Annotated in this window: 14 protein-coding genes and 1 pseudogene; 2 read left to right on the top strand and 13 right to left on the bottom strand. The window is 58.7% G+C overall.

Annotated features, from left to right (window positions below):
* Nucleotides 1-334 precede the first annotated feature (334 nt).
* The 6 genes and pseudogenes from JQK15_RS15885 to JQK15_RS15860 form a co-directional block, all read right to left on the bottom strand.
* Nucleotides 335-1,444, bottom strand: coding sequence for an NAD(P)/FAD-dependent oxidoreductase (locus JQK15_RS15885; protein WP_214866382.1), 1,110 nt, complete (start codon nt 1,442-1,444; stop codon nt 335-337).
* A complete protein-coding gene (locus JQK15_RS15880; RefSeq protein WP_251007788.1) occupies nt 1,441-2,103 on the bottom strand; it encodes a methyltransferase domain-containing protein in 663 nt (220 codons plus the stop codon). Before JQK15_RS15880 ends, JQK15_RS15885 begins: the two co-directional genes overlap by 4 nt.
* A 42-nt stretch (nt 2,104-2,145) precedes the next feature.
* Nucleotides 2,146-3,225, bottom strand: coding sequence for a type III polyketide synthase (locus JQK15_RS15875; protein WP_214866380.1), 1,080 nt, complete (start codon nt 3,223-3,225; stop codon nt 2,146-2,148).
* Nucleotides 3,222-4,418, bottom strand: coding sequence for a beta-ketoacyl-[acyl-carrier-protein] synthase family protein (locus tag JQK15_RS15870; RefSeq protein WP_214866379.1), 1,197 nt, complete (start codon nt 4,416-4,418; stop codon nt 3,222-3,224). Before JQK15_RS15870 ends, JQK15_RS15875 begins: the two co-directional genes overlap by 4 nt.
* Entirely contained in the window at nt 4,418-4,654 is a 237-nt protein-coding gene (locus tag JQK15_RS15865; RefSeq protein ID WP_251007787.1) for an acyl carrier protein, read from the bottom strand. Before JQK15_RS15865 ends, JQK15_RS15870 begins: the two co-directional genes overlap by 1 nt.
* 121 nt (nt 4,655-4,775) lie before the next feature.
* Nucleotides 4,776-7,374 (bottom strand): annotated as a pseudogene (locus tag JQK15_RS15860) (PAS domain-containing protein).
* A gap of 254 nt (nt 7,375-7,628) precedes the next feature.
* Here JQK15_RS15860 and JQK15_RS27675 point away from each other — a divergent pair.
* Complete coding sequence (locus tag JQK15_RS27675; protein WP_214866487.1) at nt 7,629-7,922, top strand: hypothetical protein; 294 nt, start codon at nt 7,629-7,631, stop codon at nt 7,920-7,922.
* An 81-nt stretch (nt 7,923-8,003) separates the two neighbouring features.
* On the opposite strand, the gene JQK15_RS15850 is transcribed toward JQK15_RS27675, so the two are convergent.
* From JQK15_RS15850 to JQK15_RS15825, 6 genes are all read right to left on the bottom strand, one after another.
* A complete protein-coding gene (locus tag JQK15_RS15850; protein ID WP_251007786.1) occupies nt 8,004-8,618 on the bottom strand; it encodes a hypothetical protein in 615 nt (204 codons plus the stop codon).
* 704 nt (nt 8,619-9,322) lie between these two features.
* A complete protein-coding gene (locus JQK15_RS15845; RefSeq protein ID WP_214866378.1) occupies nt 9,323-10,063 on the bottom strand; it encodes a dienelactone hydrolase family protein in 741 nt (246 codons plus the stop codon).
* A 196-nt stretch (nt 10,064-10,259) separates the two neighbouring features.
* A complete protein-coding gene (locus tag JQK15_RS15840) occupies nt 10,260-13,079 on the bottom strand; it encodes a TonB-dependent receptor (RefSeq protein WP_214866377.1) in 2,820 nt (939 codons plus the stop codon).
* A 124-nt stretch (nt 13,080-13,203) separates the two neighbouring features.
* Nucleotides 13,204-14,712 carry a glycoside hydrolase family 32 protein gene (locus JQK15_RS15835; protein ID WP_251007785.1) on the bottom strand — a complete coding sequence of 503 codons (1,509 nt, stop codon included), beginning with the start codon at nt 14,710-14,712 and terminating at the stop codon, nt 13,204-13,206.
* On the bottom strand, nt 14,709-16,058 hold the full coding sequence (locus JQK15_RS15830; protein ID WP_214866376.1) for a sugar porter family MFS transporter: 1,350 nt from the start codon (nt 16,056-16,058) through the stop codon (nt 14,709-14,711). Before JQK15_RS15830 ends, JQK15_RS15835 begins: the two co-directional genes overlap by 4 nt.
* 31 nt (nt 16,059-16,089) lie before the next feature.
* Nucleotides 16,090-17,070 (bottom strand): ROK family protein, encoded by a 981-nt coding sequence (locus JQK15_RS15825; protein ID WP_214866375.1) that lies wholly within the window; start codon nt 17,068-17,070, stop codon nt 16,090-16,092.
* A gap of 687 nt (nt 17,071-17,757) precedes the next feature.
* On the opposite strand from JQK15_RS15825, the gene JQK15_RS15820 reads away from it, so the two are divergent.
* Entirely contained in the window at nt 17,758-18,909 is a 1,152-nt protein-coding gene (locus tag JQK15_RS15820; protein ID WP_214866374.1) for an ROK family transcriptional regulator, read from the top strand.
* A 138-nt stretch (nt 18,910-19,047) separates the two neighbouring features.
* Here the strand turns inward: JQK15_RS15820 and JQK15_RS15815 are convergent, their stop codons facing one another.
* Nucleotides 19,048-20,397, bottom strand: coding sequence for a carbohydrate porin (locus tag JQK15_RS15815; RefSeq protein WP_251007784.1), 1,350 nt, complete (start codon nt 20,395-20,397; stop codon nt 19,048-19,050).
* Between the last annotated feature and the right edge of the window lie 17 nt (nt 20,398-20,414).

The raw sequence follows: 20,414 nt of genomic DNA, 5'->3' as shown, positions 1-20,414 counted from the left end.
ATCGCTGCGCATCGGGGAGCGAACAAGGCGATGATGAATTGTGAAGGAATGATCCCGACCATAGCCTTTGTGGGCCCAGGCCCGACCACCATTTGCACTCTCAATGCGCTGGTTTGGCACGCGTCGCCCCCCCCTTTAGCCTCACCATCTTCGAAGCTCAGTCCAGGTCAGTGAAGAATTGTTCTTTCTTGCCGTTTTTGGTTGCTCTGAGCCGTCGCGGGGCCTGCCGCCGCACGTTGCTTGTAGAGAGCCCGCCTGTCCCTTACTGGTGCCACGCAAATTTTCCTTAGCCCCGCTCACTCTTTAACCATACAAATGCCTTGGGATTGACAGTCTATTCTTGGGCCGCGCCTTCCTCCTGCTTCATATCGGGCAATCTCGTCATGCGCACCATCCATTGGAGCATAGCAGGGCAAGTTCGCATCAGGCCAATGGCCGTGCCAGGCAACCAGGATATTTCGGCGAGACGCTGCAAGACCATACCTCGCCGAACCTGCGGCCCGACCATCGCCCGCAGCCTTTCATGATAGATTGGCGCGGGCTGTCCTGCGAGAATGGATTGCGCCGCAAGCCAGCCGCTGCGTAGTGCGATGGCCATACCATCACCTGTGAGCGAGGCCGTCATTGCGGCCTGGTCACCCACCCGATAAATGTCTTCAGCATCTTGTGATGCGTGAATGCGGCCATAGGATAGATTGGCGATGGTTACAGGTCGGGCGAGCAACGGCTCCCCATCCGCAACGGCGCGAAGGCCTGGCGAAAGCGGCGCGATCATTGCCAGAACATCCTCCCATTTTCCGCCCAGCGCTGTCAGCCGTTCCCGCCGCAGGACAAGGCAGAGGTTCGCAATGCCGCCCTCCACCAATTGGAGACCTGCGTAGCCATCGGGGAAGAGTGTCAATTCGATCAACTCTTCAAGTCGGGCGAGCGCGGCTCCAGGCAGGCGCCAGTGCATCTTGAAACCAACATGCGCATTTTCGGGCACCATCTTTGGCAAGGTGCGCAAACCGACCTTGCCGGTCGCCAGCAAAATGGCACGACCTTGCCGCTCGCCAAGATTCGTGCGTATGCCGCCCGGCAGGAGATCAAGCGCCCGGACCGGCCGCTCTACATATGCCCCGGACTTTGTAGCCATGTCGATCAACGCCTCGTCCAACCGCGATCGGCTGAGGCCTCGTGCCAAGAACGGAAGACGGGCCTCGGCTATCCCACCGTTCGTCACCAGCCGCATGAAGCGCATTTGGGAGGCGCCCAGAACGTCGAGGTCGAGGCCGATATGCGTTAGATGCTGTTGCGCCTCGACGGACAGAAATTCGCCGCACGCCTTGTGGTGAATGCCCTCCTGCGATTCCAGTAGATGGACGGATCGGCCCGCCCGAGCGAGGCAGATTGCCGCTGCAGCCCCGGACAGTCCGCCGCCCACGATCAGTGCATCTGGCTTCACTGCCAGCGCGACACGCAATAACGGAAAGGGAAATGCCAGCGGAGCGTGGCCTTGTCTGCAAGGGCTGCCTGCTCCAGCAACCCCAGCCAGTCCTCGTGACGAAAAGCGCGGGCGACGGAGAGCGGCCCGTCATGCCGTACGAAGGCGTGCCAGCGCATCGCCGCCGAAAGCAGACGAAAGCCATGATAAGGCAGCGCATGGCGATGCAGGTCGTTCACGAACCAGCCGACCCGCGCTCGATTTTCCATCCAACGGAGGAAGCGTATGATTTCCTCATTGCTCATATGATGCGTGACGAGCGAACTGATGATGAGGTCGATCGGCTCATCCATCGCCATCGCGTCGCCGGTTCGATATTCGATCGCCATTTCCGGCGGCGTGTGGGTTCGGGCAGCGGGCAGGCTACGCGGGTTGATGTCGATGCCGATCAGGCGGATCGCCCGTCCCTTGCGCTCGGCCAGGCGGCGAATGGCGCGCAGCATGTCTCCCGCGCCATAGCCTATATCCACCAGGGTCAGGACATGACCCGGCGACGTCTTTTCCAGCGCCTGCGCCACGAAGCCTAGCGTCGGCGGTCGGGCGAGGGTGACAGTGTTGACTCTGGCCAGATCGGTGAGACAGGCAGCGAACTGCTCTGCCGGCACATTATCACTGTCCATCCACTCCAGTTGATCAGATCGCGCGGAGAGGTCGACCATGGATCAACCAAGCCGCGTGAAGCGGAAGCTCTCGGCAGCCAATCCTGGTCCAAATGCCATGGCGATGCCGCGCGCCTGCGCTTGCTCTGCCAGCATGCGTGCCAGCACGAACATCAATGTGGCGGAGGACATGTTACCCTGCTCCCGCAAAACCGCGCGAGACGTATCCAGTGCATCGGGCGACAGTTCCAGTGCCTGCTCCACCGCGTCCAGGATGGATCGGCCACCGGCATGAACGGCCCAGAGATCATAATTTTTTTGTCCCCGTAGGAGCCCGTCGGCGTCGTTCCGCTTCATCTCCTGCCGCAGCGCATTCCCGATATGCCCCGGGACCTCGCCGCCCAGGTGCATGTCGAAACCCTGATTGCGGATCGTCCATCGGATCGCTTCTGCTGAGCCGGGCAAGGTGGTTGCACGAAAATCATCAAGCGCAAGACCTCGCGGCTCGGCACTCACCAGCGCGACGGCCGCGCCATCGCCGAATAGCAGCATCGCCAAAAGCCGCTCGAGATCGAGCGTCTTCTGGAAATGTAGCGTGCACAATTCCAGCGTCAGCACGAGCACGCGCGCAGCCGGCTGCGAGCGGACGATATGATGCGCCAGCCGCAACGAATTGACGGCGGCATAACAGCCCATGAACCCCACAACAGTCCGTTCCACACCAGGGTCGAGGCCGAGCGCCGCAGCGATCCGCTGATCAAGGCCCGGGGCCATGAAGCCGGTACAGGAGGCGACCACCAGATGGGTCACCGAGCCAGGGTCAAGCGCATCACCCAAGGCACTGATGGCGGCCAGGCCAAGACGCGGAGCGTCGCGCTCGTAGCGAGCCATGCGCGCGTCTGTCCCAGGCCATTCCCCAGGACCATAGAAGCCGTCGCTATCCGTGATCGTTCCATCATCGAGCGTAACGGGCTCAAGATAGGAGAAACGTTGTTCTATGCCAGCACGCTCCACCATCCGCTCGAACAGCCGTCGCGTCTTGGGGGCTTCTATGCGACCTGCTACAAACCGCACGAAAGCGTCATGGACCTCGTGCGGCGGCTTGGCAGTGCCGATGGCGTTGATGTGTGCAACCGCCGTCATGCCAATCGTCCGATGAGCACCGCGTTGAGACCGCCGAAGGCGAAACTGTTCGACACGAGCAGCCGCTGGCCGATCTTCTCCGCTTCCAATATCAATGGCACCATGTCGCAGCCATCGTCTGGGCCTAGATGATGGAGGACAGGCGGTGCCCATCCTTCGCGAAGCGCCACCATTCCAAGCAGGAATTCCATCGCGCCGGTCGCTCCAATCATATGACCATGACTGGATTTGGTCGCCACGGCACGATGCGCTTTGAGGTTAGCGCCATAGAAGGCGTGCAGCGCTTGCGCCTCTGACGCATCGTTGAGCCGCGTTCCCGTCCCATGGGTAGAGATGAGCGCAGGCGAAGTGGGATCGACATCTGCATCCGCATATGCAGCCCGGATGGCGCGTATGATGCCCTCGCAGTCGGGTGCTGTGATATGGGCGGCATCACTGCTGGCGCCATAGCCGACCAATTCGCCCAAGATCGTTGCGCCTCGCGACCGGGCATGCGCCTCGCTTTCCAGCACCAATATTGCGGCTCCCTCTCCCAGCACCATGCCGCGCCGATCGCGGGAGAAAGGGCGGCATGTGTCGGATGCCAGCACGCCCAGCGCCGACCATGCCGTCCATGATCCTGGCGTCAGACAAGCCTCCGTTCCCCCGGCTATGGCGACGTCCACCCGACCAGAACGGATCATGTGCATCGCCTCTCCAAGTGCATGGGCCGATGAGGCGCAGGCACTGCCCAGGACGAAGGTCGGGCCATGCGCGCCCAGCGCCATGGCCACATGAGAGGCTGGTGCGGAGATCATCGAGGATGGGATGGTCTGGGGATGAACCTTTGACTGATGGGCATAGAGGCGCTCATATGCCTCGTCGATCGTTGCATTGCCGCCACTGCCACAGCCCAGCAGTATGGCCGTTCGGTCCTCCAGCACACAATGGCCTTCAAGGCCGGCCTGTGCCACGGCTTCCGTTGCGGCAACCAATGCAAATAGAGACAGTGGATCGAGCCGTCCGAAACGGCGCCAGACTGCTGGATCTGGTTTGTCCTGTGTCGCAATCCAAGCAGCGACGCCGGTAATTCCATTCCGTTCGATCGGTCGGATCGCGCTCTCTCCGGCGAGCGTTCGTGACCAGTTTCTCGCCACTCCGACACCCAGGCCGCTGATGCAGCCCATGCCGGTGAGGACGACAGCTTCTGCCATCAGGCTGAACGCAAAAGCTGGATCTGCTCGATCAGCGCGCCGACGGTCATATCGGCCTTGAGGTCGTCCGTTTTTATCTCGACCCCCAACTTATCTTCGACTTCGAAGGCAATGCTGACAAGGTCGAGCGAGGCAATGTCGAGTTCTGCCAAGGTCGCGTCCGGCCGGAATTTGTCGCGAGGGAGGCCGGTCTCGGTTTCGAAAATGTCGAGGATGGCATCTGGGCTGATCGACATTTTATTGCTCTCCGCCGAACTCAGGCCCGTGCTGCGTTATAATCTGCGGACTGAAGATGCGCACGTCAAGCGTCTCTCGTACCTTAGGGATGCTGCAGTCAGGCGCGTCAAAGGTCCCGCCTCATCGCAACAATTCTGTGATGCGTTGTTTCATGGCATCCATCGAGAAAGGCTTGGTCAGGACGTGCATTCCAGGATCAAGATGCCCATGACTTAACACGGCGTTTTCCGCATATCCGGTGATGAAGAGAATTCTGAGGTCGGGGCGTTGCACACGTGCCGCGTCCGCGACCTGCCTGCCGTTCATTCCTCCTGGTAGACCCACGTCAGTTATTAGCAGATCCACTCGGACGTCGCTATTTAGGATTTTAAGGCCTGCAGCACCATCAACGGCCTCGATCGCGCCATAGCCGAGCCCCTCGAGAATTTCGACCACGAGCATTCGTACCGTGGGTTCGTCGTCGATGACAAGGACGCTTTCGCCTTCGCGCGCCTGGTGCGCAAGCACCGGCTGAGCATCCACCGTTACCGGTCTGTCCGCCCTCCCCACATGGCGTGGAAGATAAAGACACACCATCGAACCTTGACCAAGCTCGGAATAGATCCGCGTCTGACCGCCTGACTGGCGCGTGAAGCCATAGATCATCGAGAGGCCAAGACCCGTTCCCATTCCGATAGGTTTCGTCGTGAAGAATGGATCAAAAGCCTTGGAGATCGTCTCCTTGCTCATGCCCGTGCCGGTATCGGAAACGCAGAGCGAGACATATTGACCCGGCTCCATGTCGCGCTCGGCGGCTGTACGGCGATCAAGCCATCGATTACCAGTCTCGATCGTGATCTTACCGCCATCGGGCATGGCGTCTCGCGCATTGATACAAAGATTGAGGAGAGCGTTCTCGAGCTGGCTCGGGTCGACAAGAACCGGCCAGAGCCCCACGCCGTGGACGGCTTCCACTTCAATAGCGGGACCAACAGTGCGTACGATGAGATCCATCATGCTATTGACCAGATCGATAACGCATGTCGGCTTTGGCGCGAGTGTCTGGCGACGGGAAAAAGCCAGCAATCGGTGCGTAAGCGCAGCCGCTCGCCGTGCGGCGCCCTGCGCCGCCTGCACATAGCGATCCACCTCTCCGGCACGTCCCTGCGTCAGACGCATCTGGATCATCTCAAGCCCTGGTGATACCAGTGAGCAGATTATTGAAGTCGTGGGCCAGTCCACCGGTCAGTTGTCCGACAGCCTCCATCTTCTGCGACTGACGCAGAGCCTCTTGCGCGGCTAGGAGGTCTCTCGTTCTTTCCGCCACTTGCTGTTCAAGAGAGGCTGCCAGTTCGCTCAGCTCGATTTCAGCCCGTCGTCGCTCGATGGCAACCCGGGTCCGCTCTGCAACCTCTCGCACAAAAGCGATCTCGTCATCCAGCCATTCTCGCGCGGTAGCGTGATTGAGGTAGAGCAATGCGACAAGGCCGCCCTCCTCGGTGAGCGGCATGTTGACGACGGCCTGTGCGCTTATGGCCTTGAGAGCGTCGGCCCCTTCGCTCGAGCGTGGATCAAGATCGGCATCGGCGATAATGACGTCTTTGCCGCGTTTGAGATCCTCAATGTAGGATCCGTAGTCACGAAAGTGGAGCACACCTGCCAGTGATGATATGCCTTGTGCATTCCAGTCACGTTCGATCGTGATCGTCTCATGTCCCGGATCGATGACACCATAACCCGCCCTGCTGACTTCAAGAGCCTCGCCCAAAATCCGCGCCGCAGCAAAGGAGATGTCGGCTGGGTCCTTCACATCGCGCACGACGTCGCTCAGTTCCACCAGCGCAATGCGCATCCGCTCGGCGCGTCGCTGATCCGTGACGTCCGAAGATACGCCTGCAAGCCGTAATGTTTTGCCTTCGGCATTGAAAAATGGCTGTCCCCGGGAGGTCAACCAACGCACTCCCCCCTTGGGCGTCACGATCCGATACGTTATGTCGAATTCCGCACCGGTGCGGCGCGTCAACTCGATGGCATCAATATTAGCCGCGCGATCAGCGGGATGGATCGCAGCCAGCCGGTCCTCAAATGTGAAGGGCTTTCCCGTGTCCACCTGGAACAGCGCCCTGCAGGCGGGAGAAGAGGTGAGCTCCCCGGTCTCAAAGTTGATACTCCAGGTCCCAAACTTTCCCGCGCGAAGTGCGAAATCGAGTTCACGCTCCTGTTCGCTTTGGCGCTGGAGCCGGCTCGTAATCTCCCCCAAGAGCTGAGCGTTCGAGCTCTCGAGCCCTTCGAGCCGCTCACGCTCAAGCGTGACGTCGACCTGGCTTGCAAAGAAGTAGGCAAGTTTTCCACTCTCGTCGAATACCGGAGCGAGCAGAAGCCGGTTCCAGAATGGCTCGCCTGACTTGCGGTGGTTGCGAATGTCGATCTCGATAGGACGAACCGCCTCCACAGCGTCATGGATCGCCTGAACATGCGCCGGATCGGTCTCAGGTCCCTGCAAAAATCGACAGTTGCGTCCGAGAATTTCGTCGCGCTTGTATCCTGTCAGCCGGCAGAAAGAGTCATTAGCAAACACGATAGGATTATCGTCGAGACGCGGATTGGTTATGATCATTGGCATGCGGGTCGCGCGCACAGCGGCAACAAACGGGTCTGTTCCAGCGTCGAGGCCCAGGACCTCGGCTTCAATTCTTTGCGCGTCGGGGCTGCTGTATCCGCCTCTCGTTGTTCTGGTCATTCCGGCCTTGATCCCGCATTTGTTTCTCGCTTGTCCCAGAACTTGGGCAACTGAACGCGGTTCCATCTGAGTTTCGCTGGCTAGTTTGGGGGTGGCCAAGCACAGGCCCGGAGACGGAGGCGACGCCTGCTGTTTCCACTGCGGTCAAGCCCAAGCCTTGGCAATGTCTCTATTGCTCACGTTCGAGCTCGGCCCAGCAGGTCGTCCCTGCAGCGACGGACTGTGTTGGCGGTGTCAGCGAAATCGGCGATACAATGGTGCAGACCGCCTTGTTCGAAGCGGCGCATATCATGTTGACGCGAGCGACGCGCTTTCCCAGGCTCAAGGGCTGTGCTCTCGATGGGGCGCAGCGCCGTGGCATGCAGCGCGCGAAGAACGGAATCTTTGCCGGATCGAAGGCTGGCGGCGAACGGGCGGCCGCCATCGATCCCGTCATCGAGACCGCCAAGCTCAACGGCATCGAACCGCAGGCCTACATCCTTGGTGATGCTTTGAGAACAGAAGTGAGCGACGCATCGTTGCACGCTTCTGAAAAGCTGACGCCCTAAACAGCGGGGTGCCAGCACATTCACTATCAGCTATTCGAGCCGGGCAGACCAAATGGCCCAATCTTTCCTTCCAGCGCTCCCCTAGCAATTTTTACCAAGCGCCGCGTGGACCGCAGGGGTAATCGTGTAGACGGCTTCGCGCTGCGCTCCGCGATTGCAATGGTCGACGCGATATCCCTGGTAGTGACGGTGTATAAGGCCCGCGCGAACCAGATCCGAAACAGCACGACTGACATTAGTGCGCCCGGAATGTAGCAGTCGTTCGCGCACTTCGTCAGCAATCAGGCGTTCTGCTGCATCCTGGTTCGGGGGGAGCAGGCCTTTGCAGGTGAGGTCCCTGCGCACCTGATCGACGACGGCGCGGCGGCGGGCATCTCTCTGCGCCATTGGCAAGAGTGCATTGCTAAGCCAGTCGCGCACCGGCACCGCTCGTCCCTTGTCCTCAACATAGGGCCCCGCGCTGTTTGACCCACCCGCAGCCCGTGCGATCAGGTTCAGAACCATGAAGGTGTAGCGTGGCCGCGAGGAAATGCGGGCAAGGCGTTCCAGCACGGCTGGAAGATCGAGATATTCGTCGTCGGCCAGGGCCGGCGACGAGGCCTTGCGCGCTTTCGCGACGCGCAGCGTCGCAATATCCGCTGCGAGATCATCCCCCTTAGCGACCACGTCCTGCGTGAAGAGGTCCGGCTGAAACATGGAGGAATCCAAGCACATGAAGAACGAAAAGTGAATCCCTTTTGTCGCCTTTCTTCCGCTTTAATCACCAGTGACACTTTACCCATCGCTTCAGGGTAAAGTGTCAGCAGCGACACACGGCACCTCTAGCGGAGGTACAGCGCTGAACATTATCTCCGGCACGCATTTCACCCCTGGTCGCTTCCTTATGGCTACCAAACTTCGTTTTCCAGACACGCCGAGAGTCAACAAGAGCTGCCGCTTGTCATCGCAGGGAAGAGCGAGCCGAAAGGTACGAAGGAGTGCCCCGCCCGGGGCTGCTGGGGGGACCTGTGTGCGCCACAGACACGCCAGCGGCAGGGGTGATGGCACACGCCGGCGAACACAGGCATAAGGGCGCTACACAGTGCGCACCCGCAAGGAAGGCGCAGCTGGTTGCTGGCGAAGCCAAGTAGAGCTGGACGGGTCCGCCCGCTGCCCGCGATCATTACCGGATGGGCCAGACCCGGAACAAAATTGGGACCGATGCACGTCGCTAATGGCGAAATGGAAGCCGAAGGTTTCGACGGCGCGGATCAGCCGGCCGAGCGCGCCGCCGGTCGACAGTGCAGCAAGGCGCGCTAAATTATCTTTATTTCCGCCACGCCCCACAGCTTATTCTCACATTTTGAAATCAATTTAATAGCTAACATGAGATCGCAGATGGCATCACCGCCTATTCTTATTTACAATGTTCGCTGGAATAGCGCGATGGAAGCCAGGAGCGCGCGCATAGTCAGAGCAGGATCATAGCGAGGACCTTCGTCGCGCATGAAAGCATGGGCTGCATTGAACTCCAGCCATTCATAGTTCGCCCCGACGGCTTCAAGCCGCAACCGAATTTTTTCGCGACCTTCAAATGGAATATGAGGATCCTGCCGTCCCCATATGAACAGCGTTTCAGCGTGTAGCTCGATCAATCTGGCGAATGTGTCGTCGCTTCGTCCTTCCCCCAATGTCCCGCTATGGACGTCCGTTGGATAAAAACAGGCTGCCGCCTTTACCCTGGTATCCAATGCCGCACGCAAAGCCAGATGGCCCCCAAGGCATTTGCCGATCGTGCCGACTTGTCCGCTCGACGACGGGTGAGCCGTCAGGAAATCAATACCGGCACGAGCATCTGCATCGAAGGCACTGACTGGCTTGAGAAACTTGAGCGCGTTGCCTCTGTCGGTGCCTTCAGAATCATACGGCAGCACCGTGCCCGCCTTTTCATATTCATGATAGACTTCCGGAACGGCCACCAGGAAACCGTGTCCGGCTAAAAATGCAGCGATCCTTCTGATTGGGGCGGTGACCTGATATATTTCCGAAAAGAATAGTAGAGCAGGAAACCGCCCCTCTCGAGCAGGGCGAAAAATATGCATACGCATCACGCCACCCATATCGGTCACAACATCTTCAATTTCGTCACTGCGAATGATCATAAATCCCCATGAACTTTTTCATACTATCCACATAGTGTTTTGCTGAGTACTGCGCATAACCGCATTCCGAACCGCATAGGTAGTCTTTCTGTACGTCAAACTAGACGATCGGATGAAAACAATTTCATGAGTTCGCTCTCTCGGTTTTGAGGTTGAGACAAGTGCCTCCCGCCCCCCCTACAACAATGCCTCTGGCTCACATCTTGAACCTGACACCGAGGCTGAAATAACGCCCCTCAACCCTAAGATCGCGGGGGAAATACTGAGTTTCGTTATAGTAGCGATAATTGTTGAACGGTTTGCCCAGGATATTGCTGACATTGCCGACGATCGTGATTCCCTTAATCGCTTCATAGGAGGCGGAGAAATCGAGGCGCGAAATGCCGCGGGTAATTTCCCCGGCATATTGATCCTCGTTCGAGTTCCGGTTGTAGCTGTTGATGAAGCTCGAACGATGATTGTAGGACAGACGCGCAGAAACCGGACCCTTCTCATAGAAACCGGTCAGATTATATGCCCATTTAGAAAGGCCGGTAATCCGTACCTGGCGAGCGCCTTCGCCCAACACCGTTGGAAGTGCATTGGTGCCGTCGAGATAGGTGACGTTGGCTTGGACGCCAAAGCCGGAGAGGAAACCTGGCAGAAAATCGAAGAAGGTCTGGAAGGACGCTTCAGCGCCTTTGATTTCGCCCTTACCGGCATTTTCCGGGCGGTTGATCTGGATACGGCCATAATCCGGGTCCATCACGTCCCGGGTGTAGTTGCTGATGAAGCCCTCAAGATCCCGGTAGAACACCGCGAGTGTCGCCGACCCGTTCTTGGAGAAATAATATTCGAGCGTCGCGTCATAATTTTTCGACGTCAGCGGCTTGAGGTTCGGATTACCGCCGTTGCCAAAGGCGGCATATTGCGGCGGCGAGCCGTCAGGACCGGGGCTGTTACGGGTGATATTGAGGGATGGGTTGAGTTGGCCGAAACTTGGCCGCGTGCGGGTCTGGTTATAGGCCAGTCGCACCTGGAATTCGGGCGTCAATCGGATCCGGGTCTGGAACGAAGGCAGGACATCAAGATAGTTCTGGCGCGATACCTGCGGGACGATCTGGGATGTGCCATCAGAGCCGTTTACCCGTGAGAAGCCGGAATAGCGGCCATCGGTGTTGACGACGCGAACGCCGAATGTACCGTCGACAGCGACATCCCCAAGGTCAAACTCATATTTGCCCTGGCCGTACATCGCATAGCTTTTTTCCTTGGCAGTGAAGCCATTGAGCGGATCGAACGGTATTTCCTCGGTCGCGAAATTGGTCACGGCGTCGCGGATGCCACCGTCATTGGGGAACATGATCGTCAGTTGCTGCACAGACGCATAGGCCAGCTGCCGCAGCGCTTCCACATTGTCCCGGATGGAACCGCGGGTCGGTGCCAGCCAGTTCTGGAAGCGCTGCGGATCGCCGCGGAAGCCATCATTGATGAGTTCAAGCGCGCCTGTCGGCAGGCTCGCGAGCGGGAGACCCAGGCCAGCTGTATAGGCGTAGCGGTTGTTATTCTGCATGAGCGCAGTGCGGTCGCTCGCCCGAATGCCGACCTGGATCTTGGGCAGCCAGTCAAAGTCGGTATCGAGATCGAGGTCGAGCCGTCCTTGCACGCCATCACCCTTGGTGACGAAATGCCGCTGATAATAGCCGCGCCAGATATAGTTGGCGGGGTTCGTCTTGTCGAAGTCCCCCAGATCGAAGATGGCCGAACCCTTGACGTCCCATTCGACATTAATGGTCGGCGCGCTGGCGAGCTGGCCATCGACGCTGTCTTCGTCCGCCTCATATTTGCTGTAGGTGTAGGCGAAGTCGCCAGACAAGGTGGCTCGGTCGGTCTTCCATTTGAATCCCAGTGCCGCCTGATAGGTGTCGGTCTGGTCGTCCTGGGTGGACCGGAAGAACTCGGGCACATAGCCGCCGGTCTTGGTGAAGCTTGCCGCCTTGAGGGGCTCGCCCTCGACCAGAACCACATTGCTCAGTGTCGGGGCGATGCCATCGATGCTGCGACGCTCGAAATTGACGTTGAATCCATCGCGAAGGACCTTGCCGCGATAGGCCTGCCAAAGGCCTTCCGCATAGACTTCCAGATCGGGGGTCGGTCGCCACTGGATTGCGCCATTGATCGCGGGACGGTGCCGAACGCCCTTTTCGTAGAAATTGCCGGCATTGGCGGGAAAACGGAAATTGCCCACGCCTGGCGTCGTGACGGTCATATCATCGGCGGGATCATCAGCACCAAAGCCCAGCGGGCTGATGATAGCGGAATCTGCATAGCGATCGGCGTTGCGATAGGTCATCCGAACATAGCTGAAATTGACGAGCGCACCGATCTCGCCGATCGGCGTATCCCAGCGCTTGGTCAGCAGGAGATTGGCGGAAGGGTCGAAGGCCTTGGACTGGTCATTATAGGATCCACGCACTTCGCCGGCAATTTGCGTATCCTTGACGTCGAACGGCCGACGCGCGCGCAGATTGATCAAGCCGGCAAGCCCTGGCTCGATGAGATCGGACGTGCCCGATTTGTAGACCTCCAAACCTGCGGCCACGCCAGCCGGAAAATCCTGCAGATGCAGTACGCGATCATCAGCGGTGAAGAATTCCCGGCCGTTGAAGGTCGTGTTCACGTCCGGAAGTCCACGGACAAGGACCACACCCGCCTCGTCATTATAGCGTAGGACCTGCACACCCACGACGCGCGAAATCGCTTCAGCCGCATTATTGTCAGGAAGCTTGCCGATATCCTCCGACACGATCGCATCGACAATCGCGTCGGACTGGCGCTTCATGTCCTGCGCAGAGCCCAGCGCAGCGCGATAACCAGTGACGACGATGTCTGGAACCGACGCGGAGTCGATCGTCTCCTCGCCTTTCTTCTTTGCCCAAGGCGCGTTACCGCCTCCATCCTGAGCGATGGCCGGCGCAGCCAAAAGAAGCGATGCAAGCGACGTTGATCCAAGTAGTGCCACTGCCTTGAAGTTCATGATTATCCTCCCTTTGTTTATTGCTATGCAGGCCGCGCGAAGCCGCGTTCCGACTGTCCATGCAGCGGAAATTCAAAATCATCCGATGGTGATCGAGCTTGTCAGCTCTCCTGTGCCGTGATCGTCAGCGGGACGCCTCCGGCCTGATCGGCCATGCAGTGATATCCATGATTGCCGGTGCGCCGCGCGCAGAAGCGCTCCAGCGCAAGGCTCCTGACCCGCGGAAGAAACGATCAGTGATCGTCTGCTCACCATCGTTGATGAACAGTTCGACGATCGATTCATCCACGAGCAGGCGAAGAGACACACTGCCCTTACTCAGGTCAACTGGCGCCACATGACGGTTTGCAAACCCGTCGTGGAAATGTGGGCCAGAGCGCGAACGATCGATGAAGACCTCGTTCACTGTCGGATTGACGCCGACCACCATCTGATAACCCTCGGCATCGGTCAGCGTGATCGCCACCTGCTCGCTTTGTCCCAATGAAAGATTGGCCTGAAGATCAATGGCACCACCCTCGACGGAAAGCGGAACCGGTTCTTCACCAAGCGACAGTTGACGCACGGTCTGTATGCCGCCTCGCAAATGTTCCAGTTCCTGCACTGGCCGCTGTGTCAGACGATAGCCTTCGGCGGTTTTCCTCAGGGAAATGCTGCGCGGTACAGTCATGATTCCGCGAGCGGGATAAGTGGGTATCGCCTCGGCATAACGCCAGTCATTGGCCCATCCGATCCAGATGCGGCGAGGATCGTCCTTGGGAAGATCATTCCAGGTGACCGCAGCGTAGAAATCGGCGCCATAATCGGTCCAGGCCGGCTCCCCACCCCACCCTTCGACAGGCGTGAAGCGACGACCATCAAAGTCGCCCACGAAATATTGGCCACCCGAACCGCCGCCCACAGCCTGGTCGCCCAGATTGACGCTGAGCACCCAAAGCTGCTCTCCGGGCTTTCCGCCTTCAACGGGAAGGAGATTGAGATCGGGGCATTCCCAATTTCGTCCCCGTCCGCCCGCCGGACCGAAACTGCTGGCAAAGGTCCATTGCTTGAGATTGGGCGACGTGAAGATGACGGCGCGGTTCTCGATCGCCATGACAGCGACCATGACCCAAGACTTTGTCGGTTCATGCCAGAAAATCTTGGGATCCCGAAATTCCGGCGACCCCACACTCAGCACCTCGCCATGTACGGTCCATGTTCGTCCGCGGTCATTGCTGTAGGCAAGATATTGGGACTGCAGCTTGGCTTTGGGATTATGACCGGTATAGACCGCGATCATCGGCGGCTTCCCATTGCGTCCCAGGCCGCTGCTATTCTTCCAGTCGATCGCTGCGCTGCCGGAAAACGCCATGACGTCGGCGGTCTCCGGGATCGCGACCGGCAATTCCTCCCAGGTCACAAGATCCCGGCTGACGGCGTGCCCCCAACTCATATGCCCCCAACGGTCACCGTGGGGATTATATTGATAGAAGAGATGATATTCGCCTTCGAAATAGACGAGGCCATTGGGGTCATTCATCCAGTTGCGCTTGGGTGCAAAATGATAGGCGGGGCGAGGATCTGCTCGCTGCGCCTGGGCCGCAGCTGGAACCATCAGAGCTGTAGCGGTCATCATGAAAAGCGTCCTGATCATGCCTGCGCGCTCCCAAGATCCATGTCTTCGAGCGCGACACCGTTGGTTTCGGGCATCGCTTTCCAGGTCCAGACGAACTGGAGCAGCATCATTGCGCCGAAGAAGGCAAAGACCCAACCGCCCACCCGGGCTGCAAAGACGGGAAAGGCCCAGGTGATCGCAGCAGCCATGACCCAATGGGTCGTGCTACCAAGCGCCTGTCCCTTGCCGCGCACAGCACTGGGAAAGACCTCGGAAATGAATACCCAGATGACTGCACCTTGCGACACCGCAAAGGCAGCGATGAAACCCAACAGACCAACAAGGATCAACGTTCCGTCGGGATCAGAGCTTTCCAGCTGATAGCCCACGAGAAGCAGGGCTACAGCACATAAGATCGACCCGGTGTACAGGAGCGGCTTGCGACCAAAGCGATCGATCAGAAACAGCGCTAAAATGGTAAACACCAGATTGGTCCCGCCAATGGCGATAGACTGCAGCAGCGCGCTGTCGGCGCCAGCTCCAGCCAGTTCAAAGACACGCGGCGCGTAGTAAAGCAGCGCGTTGATACCCGAAAGTTGGTTGAACATCGCAATTGCGATGGCGCAGGCGACCGGGCGAGCATAGGCGGCCTGAAACAGGCCTGGTGCGATTGATCGATCAAGACGGACCTCAGCTTCCTGGATATGACGAAGTTCATTCGCCGGATCGAGAAATCCCAGCCTTTTCATGACACGCAGCGCCTGCGGACCCCGCCCATGAATCGCCAGCCAGCGCGGGCTTTCCGGCAATAGGAGACTGACGGCGAGGAACAGTGCTGAGGGAAGAGTGACGATGCCGAACATCCACCGCCAGGCAGTCTCTGCAGGGGCGAGATTGGCGATCAGATAATTAGAGAGAAAGGCTATCAAGATGCCCATCACGATGTTGAGCTGGTTCAGCGCAACCAACCGCCCTCTGAAACGTGCCGGGGAGACCTCGGCAATATAGATCGGCGTAACCACCGAGGCAGCGCCGATCGCGAGACCTCCCAGGAACCGAAAGGCCAGGAGCGTGCCCCAGCTGCCCGCCAGGCCTGTGCCAAGCGACGACACAACGTAGCAGATCGCGACCGCAAGCATGACCGCGCGCCGACCGAACCGGTCAGCCGGCGCCCCGGCCACCAGCGAGCCGAGTACGGTCCCGATCAGAGCGGATGCAACTGTAAAGCCCAGCATGCCATCGCTCAGGCCAAACCGCGTCTGCAGCGCCGTGGTCGTTCCAGAAATCACGGCAGTATCAAAACCAAATAAGAGGCCACCGAGCGCCGCGCCGGCTGCGCTCAGGACGACTGCACCGGTCACCCGAGCATCGCTTGGCGCTGCCATCCTGTGAGCCGCGTGATCCGATAAAGAGGGACTATGCAACTGCAGCTCCTAAGAGAGAGGATTGATTGGAAGATGACGCAAGTTCGACAGACCAGTGCATCGGCCACTGGCGTGTTGCGGTCCGATAAGCGAGCGCGAGCGCGCCGGTCAGTCCCGCCGATGCACCCGCCGTGGGCGCTGCGATATAGTCGTCCATATCGAGGACGCACATGCTGGCGTCATAGCCGGCAAGTTTAGCGATCAGAGCGCGCCGGACGCGCTCATACATGCCGGGAGCCTCCATGACGCCGCCGCCGATGATGATACGGTCCGGGCGCACGATGTAGGTCAGTGTCGCGCATAGTCCGGCAAGATAGTCCGCTTCAATCTCCCAGCCAGGATGATCTGGGGGAAGTTGCTCAGCTGGAACACCCCAGCGGGCGCGCATTGCAGGGCCGCAAGCCAGACCTTCAAGGCAATCGCCATGAAAAGGACAAATGCCCGAAAAAAGTTCGTCTCCTTCAGCACGCGGCAGTCGGATATGCCCCGCTTCGGGGTGATTGGCACCGCCATGGGGCGCGCCATCGATCAGCAGACCCACGCCAATGCCGGTCCCAACCGTCACATAACAGAAGGTGTCGAGGCCCTGTCCGCTGCCGAACAGCTTTTCGCCGACTGCCGCACAGTTGACATCGGTATCGAGCGCCATCGGCGCATCGATCGACCGCGCAAAATGACCAAGCAGGTCGACATGCTGCCACCCTGCCTTGGGCGTCGATGTAATGGAGCCATAATCCTTTGCGACTGGATTGAGAGACAGGGGACCAAAGCTGCCGATCGAAAAAGCGAACAATCGTCCCAGGTCCAGTTCGGCCTGCTCGAAGAACGCGCTGGCCGCGCCCAGCGTGTCCGCAGGGAGCATAGTGGCGATCCGTTGCTGCCGGATTATGCGCCCATTGCGGTCAGCGATGCCGCAGAGGAATTTCGTGCCCCCCGCTTCAATACCGCCCAGAAGAAGATCGTCATTCTGCATGTTTTACTCGCACGACAAGCTGTTCCGCACCCAACAGGGCCGGGGATGAAGCTTTAAGGAGAAAGAATTGACTGTGGGCATGGCGGGCCGCCTGCTCCACACATGACCAGAAACAGGACACCGTCGAGGCGCCATGCAAACTGCGGAACAAAGCATGTGGATCAGCCTCCACGATCATCCTCTTCCCTGTCCTGCAGCACGTATTCGTGCTTGCCAGTCGACCTTGCGACGCCATTAAATCTACAAATGTGATTTAGTCTGTCAATAACATTCTTCGCGATTGTGAGAGGAACCCATACTGCCAAAAAATGGGGGAGGATCAGAGCTGAAAGCCCCTATCCTCCCCCCTTACATTTCCAGCGTGCAGTCTGGAAACTGGGCACTTCCCGTCTGATTTGGACGAGCTTTGTCGGGTTGGTCAGGCGCTCGCAGAGGAAGAAAGGAGAGGTTCTCAGCCGCCGCGCGCCCGCAGGTCCGAACGAAGCCAAATGACAAGGAACTATGCTGCCCGCCCTGCCATAGTCTCAAGCTCGAATCTGCTACCTGACCCATTAAATCTATCGATGTGATTTAGTCTGTCAAGCAGCTCTTGTCGTCACTCGCCCTTGCCATTTGGAGCAGGGCTGTTCCAAATCACCACCCCTATCGCGCATCATCTTGCTGCCGATATGTTGAGCGGAGTTGCAGGTGAATAAGCGTGGCAGCAATGCGGTGGGCGTGCGGCGGTATAATGAGCGCCTCATTCTCTCGACGGTACGACGGCTCAACGGAGCCTCCAAAGCCGACCTCTCCCGGATAACCGGCCTCTCACCGCAGGCGGCTGTCCGAATTGTCGAAAGCCTTGCGGACGAAGGGCGACTGATAAAGGCCGGGAAGCGCACAGGAGGCATGGGACAGCCCTCGATCATCTACCGGATCAACGGAGGCAGTGGCTGCACCATCGGAGCTGAAATCGGCCGCGACCGGCTGGTTTGCACCATGCTCGATTTTGATGGCCGCATCATCGCATGCGAAAGCACGACCACATCCTATCCCAGCCCAGCCAGTGCCGTGGAGCTTATCCAATGCTTTGCGCGAAAACATTTGCCGCAGCTGCGGGAAGAACAGCGCGAAGGCTTTCTGGGTTTCGGCATCGCCATGCCCTGGTTCATCGGGGAATGGCGCGAAGAGGCGGGCATCGCGGCCCAGCAGGCCGCTGCCTGGGCAGCACCAGAGCTCGAAGAGTTTTTCCAGAAGGAATTGGATGGCCCGGTCATCTTCGAAAATGACGGTAATGCAGGCGCCCTTGCCGAACTCATGTCGGGATCAGCCGTGGGGCTGACCAATTTCCTCTATGTTCATATCGGGAGTTTCGTGGGCGGTGGTCTTATCCTGAATGGAGAGATCAAGCGCGGTAAAAACGGCAATGCTGGGGCTCTTGCCTCAATGCCAATTCCTCAAGGCACCAGCACAGACTTCCTGCTACACGCCGCCTCCCTATACCAGATGACCACCAGTGGGCAGGACGAACATGATCCGGCTTGGGAAGCTTGGTTGAATCGCTGCGCTGAGGCACTGGCATTCGTGATTATTAGCGCGAATAGCTTACTAGACCTTGATGCCGTGGTCATCGGGGGCGGACTATCGCAAGCCCAGCTTCGCAATCTCTCAGAGCGCGTCAAAAATACTATTCAAAAGACCGCGCCCCGCGATTTCTTCTGTCCAGAATTGAAGATTGGCGAAAATGGGGAAAAGGCTCCCGCGATGGGCGCTGGCCTCCTTCCGCTATTTTCGACCTACGCACCGAACCTGATTTCCTTGCTCAAAAGCGATGCCGTCGTCCCATTGGCGGAAGTATAATCCTCGATTTTTCTTCACCAGATGTTCTCATTTTTGGAAGTGTAATTCCGCGCCAGTCGCATTCCAATGCAGCCTATTGGCGGTTAAATCACATAATCACCGAAATGATAATTGAATATGAATGCAATAATGGCAGTATTAGCGGAACAATAGTGGCATGGCATCCACGGTAAATTTGAAACCCAGAATGAAGGCATTCCGGATATTCCGCGTGCGATCGGGCGCCCCGGTCTGGTCTGGATGCAGAATATATTGCAGGTTGGGCGACAGACGGATTGCCGCGTTGACCTCAAATCCATAAGCCAGTTCCATCATATATTGATGGCGACGAATATCGGCGCGCCCGCCCGCCGCAACCCGCGCGGCGGTCATCCGCTGCATCGCCAAGTCGCTGAAACGCTGATCGTTTATGGCGAAACCGATCGTGTCCTGATCGCGCCCGGCGAAGGTGCCGGTCTGTACGATCCCCATCCCCAGATAACGACTTTCCTCGACCTTGCCGGACAGGTTGGTCATCGCCACGCCAAAGATGCTCAGCCCCCGCGGCGAGGCGGGATTAGGACGGGTCAGCTGCTGATCGAAGCGGGCATAAAGGCCCGACCGCCCGTTCCGCGTCGCCGCCTGCCGCCCGGTCAGGATCGCGATGCCACCCTGGTCGTCCCGCAGTGGATCAGCATAATCGCCACGATCAAACCAGCCGCCCAGAATATAATGGCCCGGCAATCTGCTGTCCGGCCAATCCCGGCCATAGCTTAGTTCCCAGGGGATGATCACCCCAGTCGCATTTTTCGTGCTGAAATTGAAACCATGGTCGCTTGCGCGCTTGCGGTCTGGGTTCACTTCGTAAACGCCGGCATGCAGCATGACCTGCTGCGTTACATGCAGCTTGGCATGGGCCATCCAGCTGGATGCAGGAAAATAGGTGAAATTGCTGTTCTTGAAGACGAAGGCTGGGTTGCCGCAGGCCGAATTGGTCTGAAAATGACAGTAGAGCGGCGAGTTTAGAAAATGGATGTTCGCCTGACTACGCCCCGCCTCGATATCCAGTCGCCCGTCGAGGAAGCTCTGCTGCCAGGTCAATATCGCCAGATGGGTATTCTGGGTACCATAGATTTCCTGCACCGACGTATTATTGCCGATCGCCATGGCGGCCAGATTCTTGCCATGGCGATTGGTGACAGCAAAATGCAGCGTCGCGCCATCGATGCCGATCATCCGGTCAAGATCAAGATCAGCGCCCACATAGACCTGCCCGGCATGGGCCGCGTCATGGCGAAGACCGCCCGAGACATTGGTCGCCGCCTCACCGGTATAGCTGAGCGCTAATGTCACCCCTTCCGCCGCCAGCGGTTGCCATTGGGCCGGCGGCTCCGATTGGACCGATGGCGGATCGAGATCGGCAACCACCTGATCTCGTGCCAGTGCAACAGGCACGGTACAGGCCATTGCGCCGGCCATGCAGGCGGCACCCATCTTCCTGAAATACATGAACAGCCTCTCCGATT

The organism is Sphingobium sp. BHU LFT2, assembly GCF_018604485.1.
In the GTDB taxonomy this organism is placed as follows: Bacteria; Pseudomonadota; Alphaproteobacteria; order Sphingomonadales; family Sphingomonadaceae; genus Sphingobium; species Sphingobium yanoikuyae_A.
The sequence above is the reverse complement of the archived record's forward strand: the minus strand, read 5'-3'. Positions and strand labels throughout refer to the sequence as shown.

What these genes read in the sequence shown, in the direction of transcription:
- JQK15_RS15870 (WP_214866379.1), bottom strand. Translation starts at nt 4,418, where the DNA reads ATGGCAGAAGCTGTCGTCCTCACCGGCATGGGCTGCATCAGCGGCCTG.
- JQK15_RS15875 (WP_214866380.1), bottom strand. Translation starts at nt 3,225, where the DNA reads ATGACGGCGGTTGCACACATCAACGCCATCGGCACTGCCAAGCCGCCG.
- JQK15_RS15815 (WP_251007784.1), bottom strand. Translation starts at nt 20,397, where the DNA reads ATGTATTTCAGGAAGATGGGTGCCGCCTGCATGGCCGGCGCAATGGCC.
- JQK15_RS15850 (WP_251007786.1), bottom strand. Translation starts at nt 8,618, where the DNA reads ATGTTTCAGCCGGACCTCTTCACGCAGGACGTGGTCGCTAAGGGGGAT.
- JQK15_RS15865 (WP_251007787.1), bottom strand. Translation starts at nt 4,654, where the DNA reads ATGTCGATCAGCCCAGATGCCATCCTCGACATTTTCGAAACCGAGACC.
- JQK15_RS15845 (WP_214866378.1), bottom strand. Translation starts at nt 10,063, where the DNA reads ATGATCATTCGCAGTGACGAAATTGAAGATGTTGTGACCGATATGGGT.
- JQK15_RS27675 (WP_214866487.1), top strand. Translation starts at nt 7,629, where the DNA reads ATGGTGCAGACCGCCTTGTTCGAAGCGGCGCATATCATGTTGACGCGA.
- JQK15_RS15830 (WP_214866376.1), bottom strand. Translation starts at nt 16,058, where the DNA reads ATGGCAGCGCCAAGCGATGCTCGGGTGACCGGTGCAGTCGTCCTGAGC.
- JQK15_RS15840 (WP_214866377.1), bottom strand. Translation starts at nt 13,079, where the DNA reads ATGAACTTCAAGGCAGTGGCACTACTTGGATCAACGTCGCTTGCATCG.
- JQK15_RS15835 (WP_251007785.1), bottom strand. Translation starts at nt 14,712, where the DNA reads ATGATCAGGACGCTTTTCATGATGACCGCTACAGCTCTGATGGTTCCA.
- JQK15_RS15880 (WP_251007788.1), bottom strand. Translation starts at nt 2,103, where the DNA reads ATGGACAGTGATAATGTGCCGGCAGAGCAGTTCGCTGCCTGTCTCACC.
- JQK15_RS15825 (WP_214866375.1), bottom strand. Translation starts at nt 17,070, where the DNA reads ATGCAGAATGACGATCTTCTTCTGGGCGGTATTGAAGCGGGGGGCACG.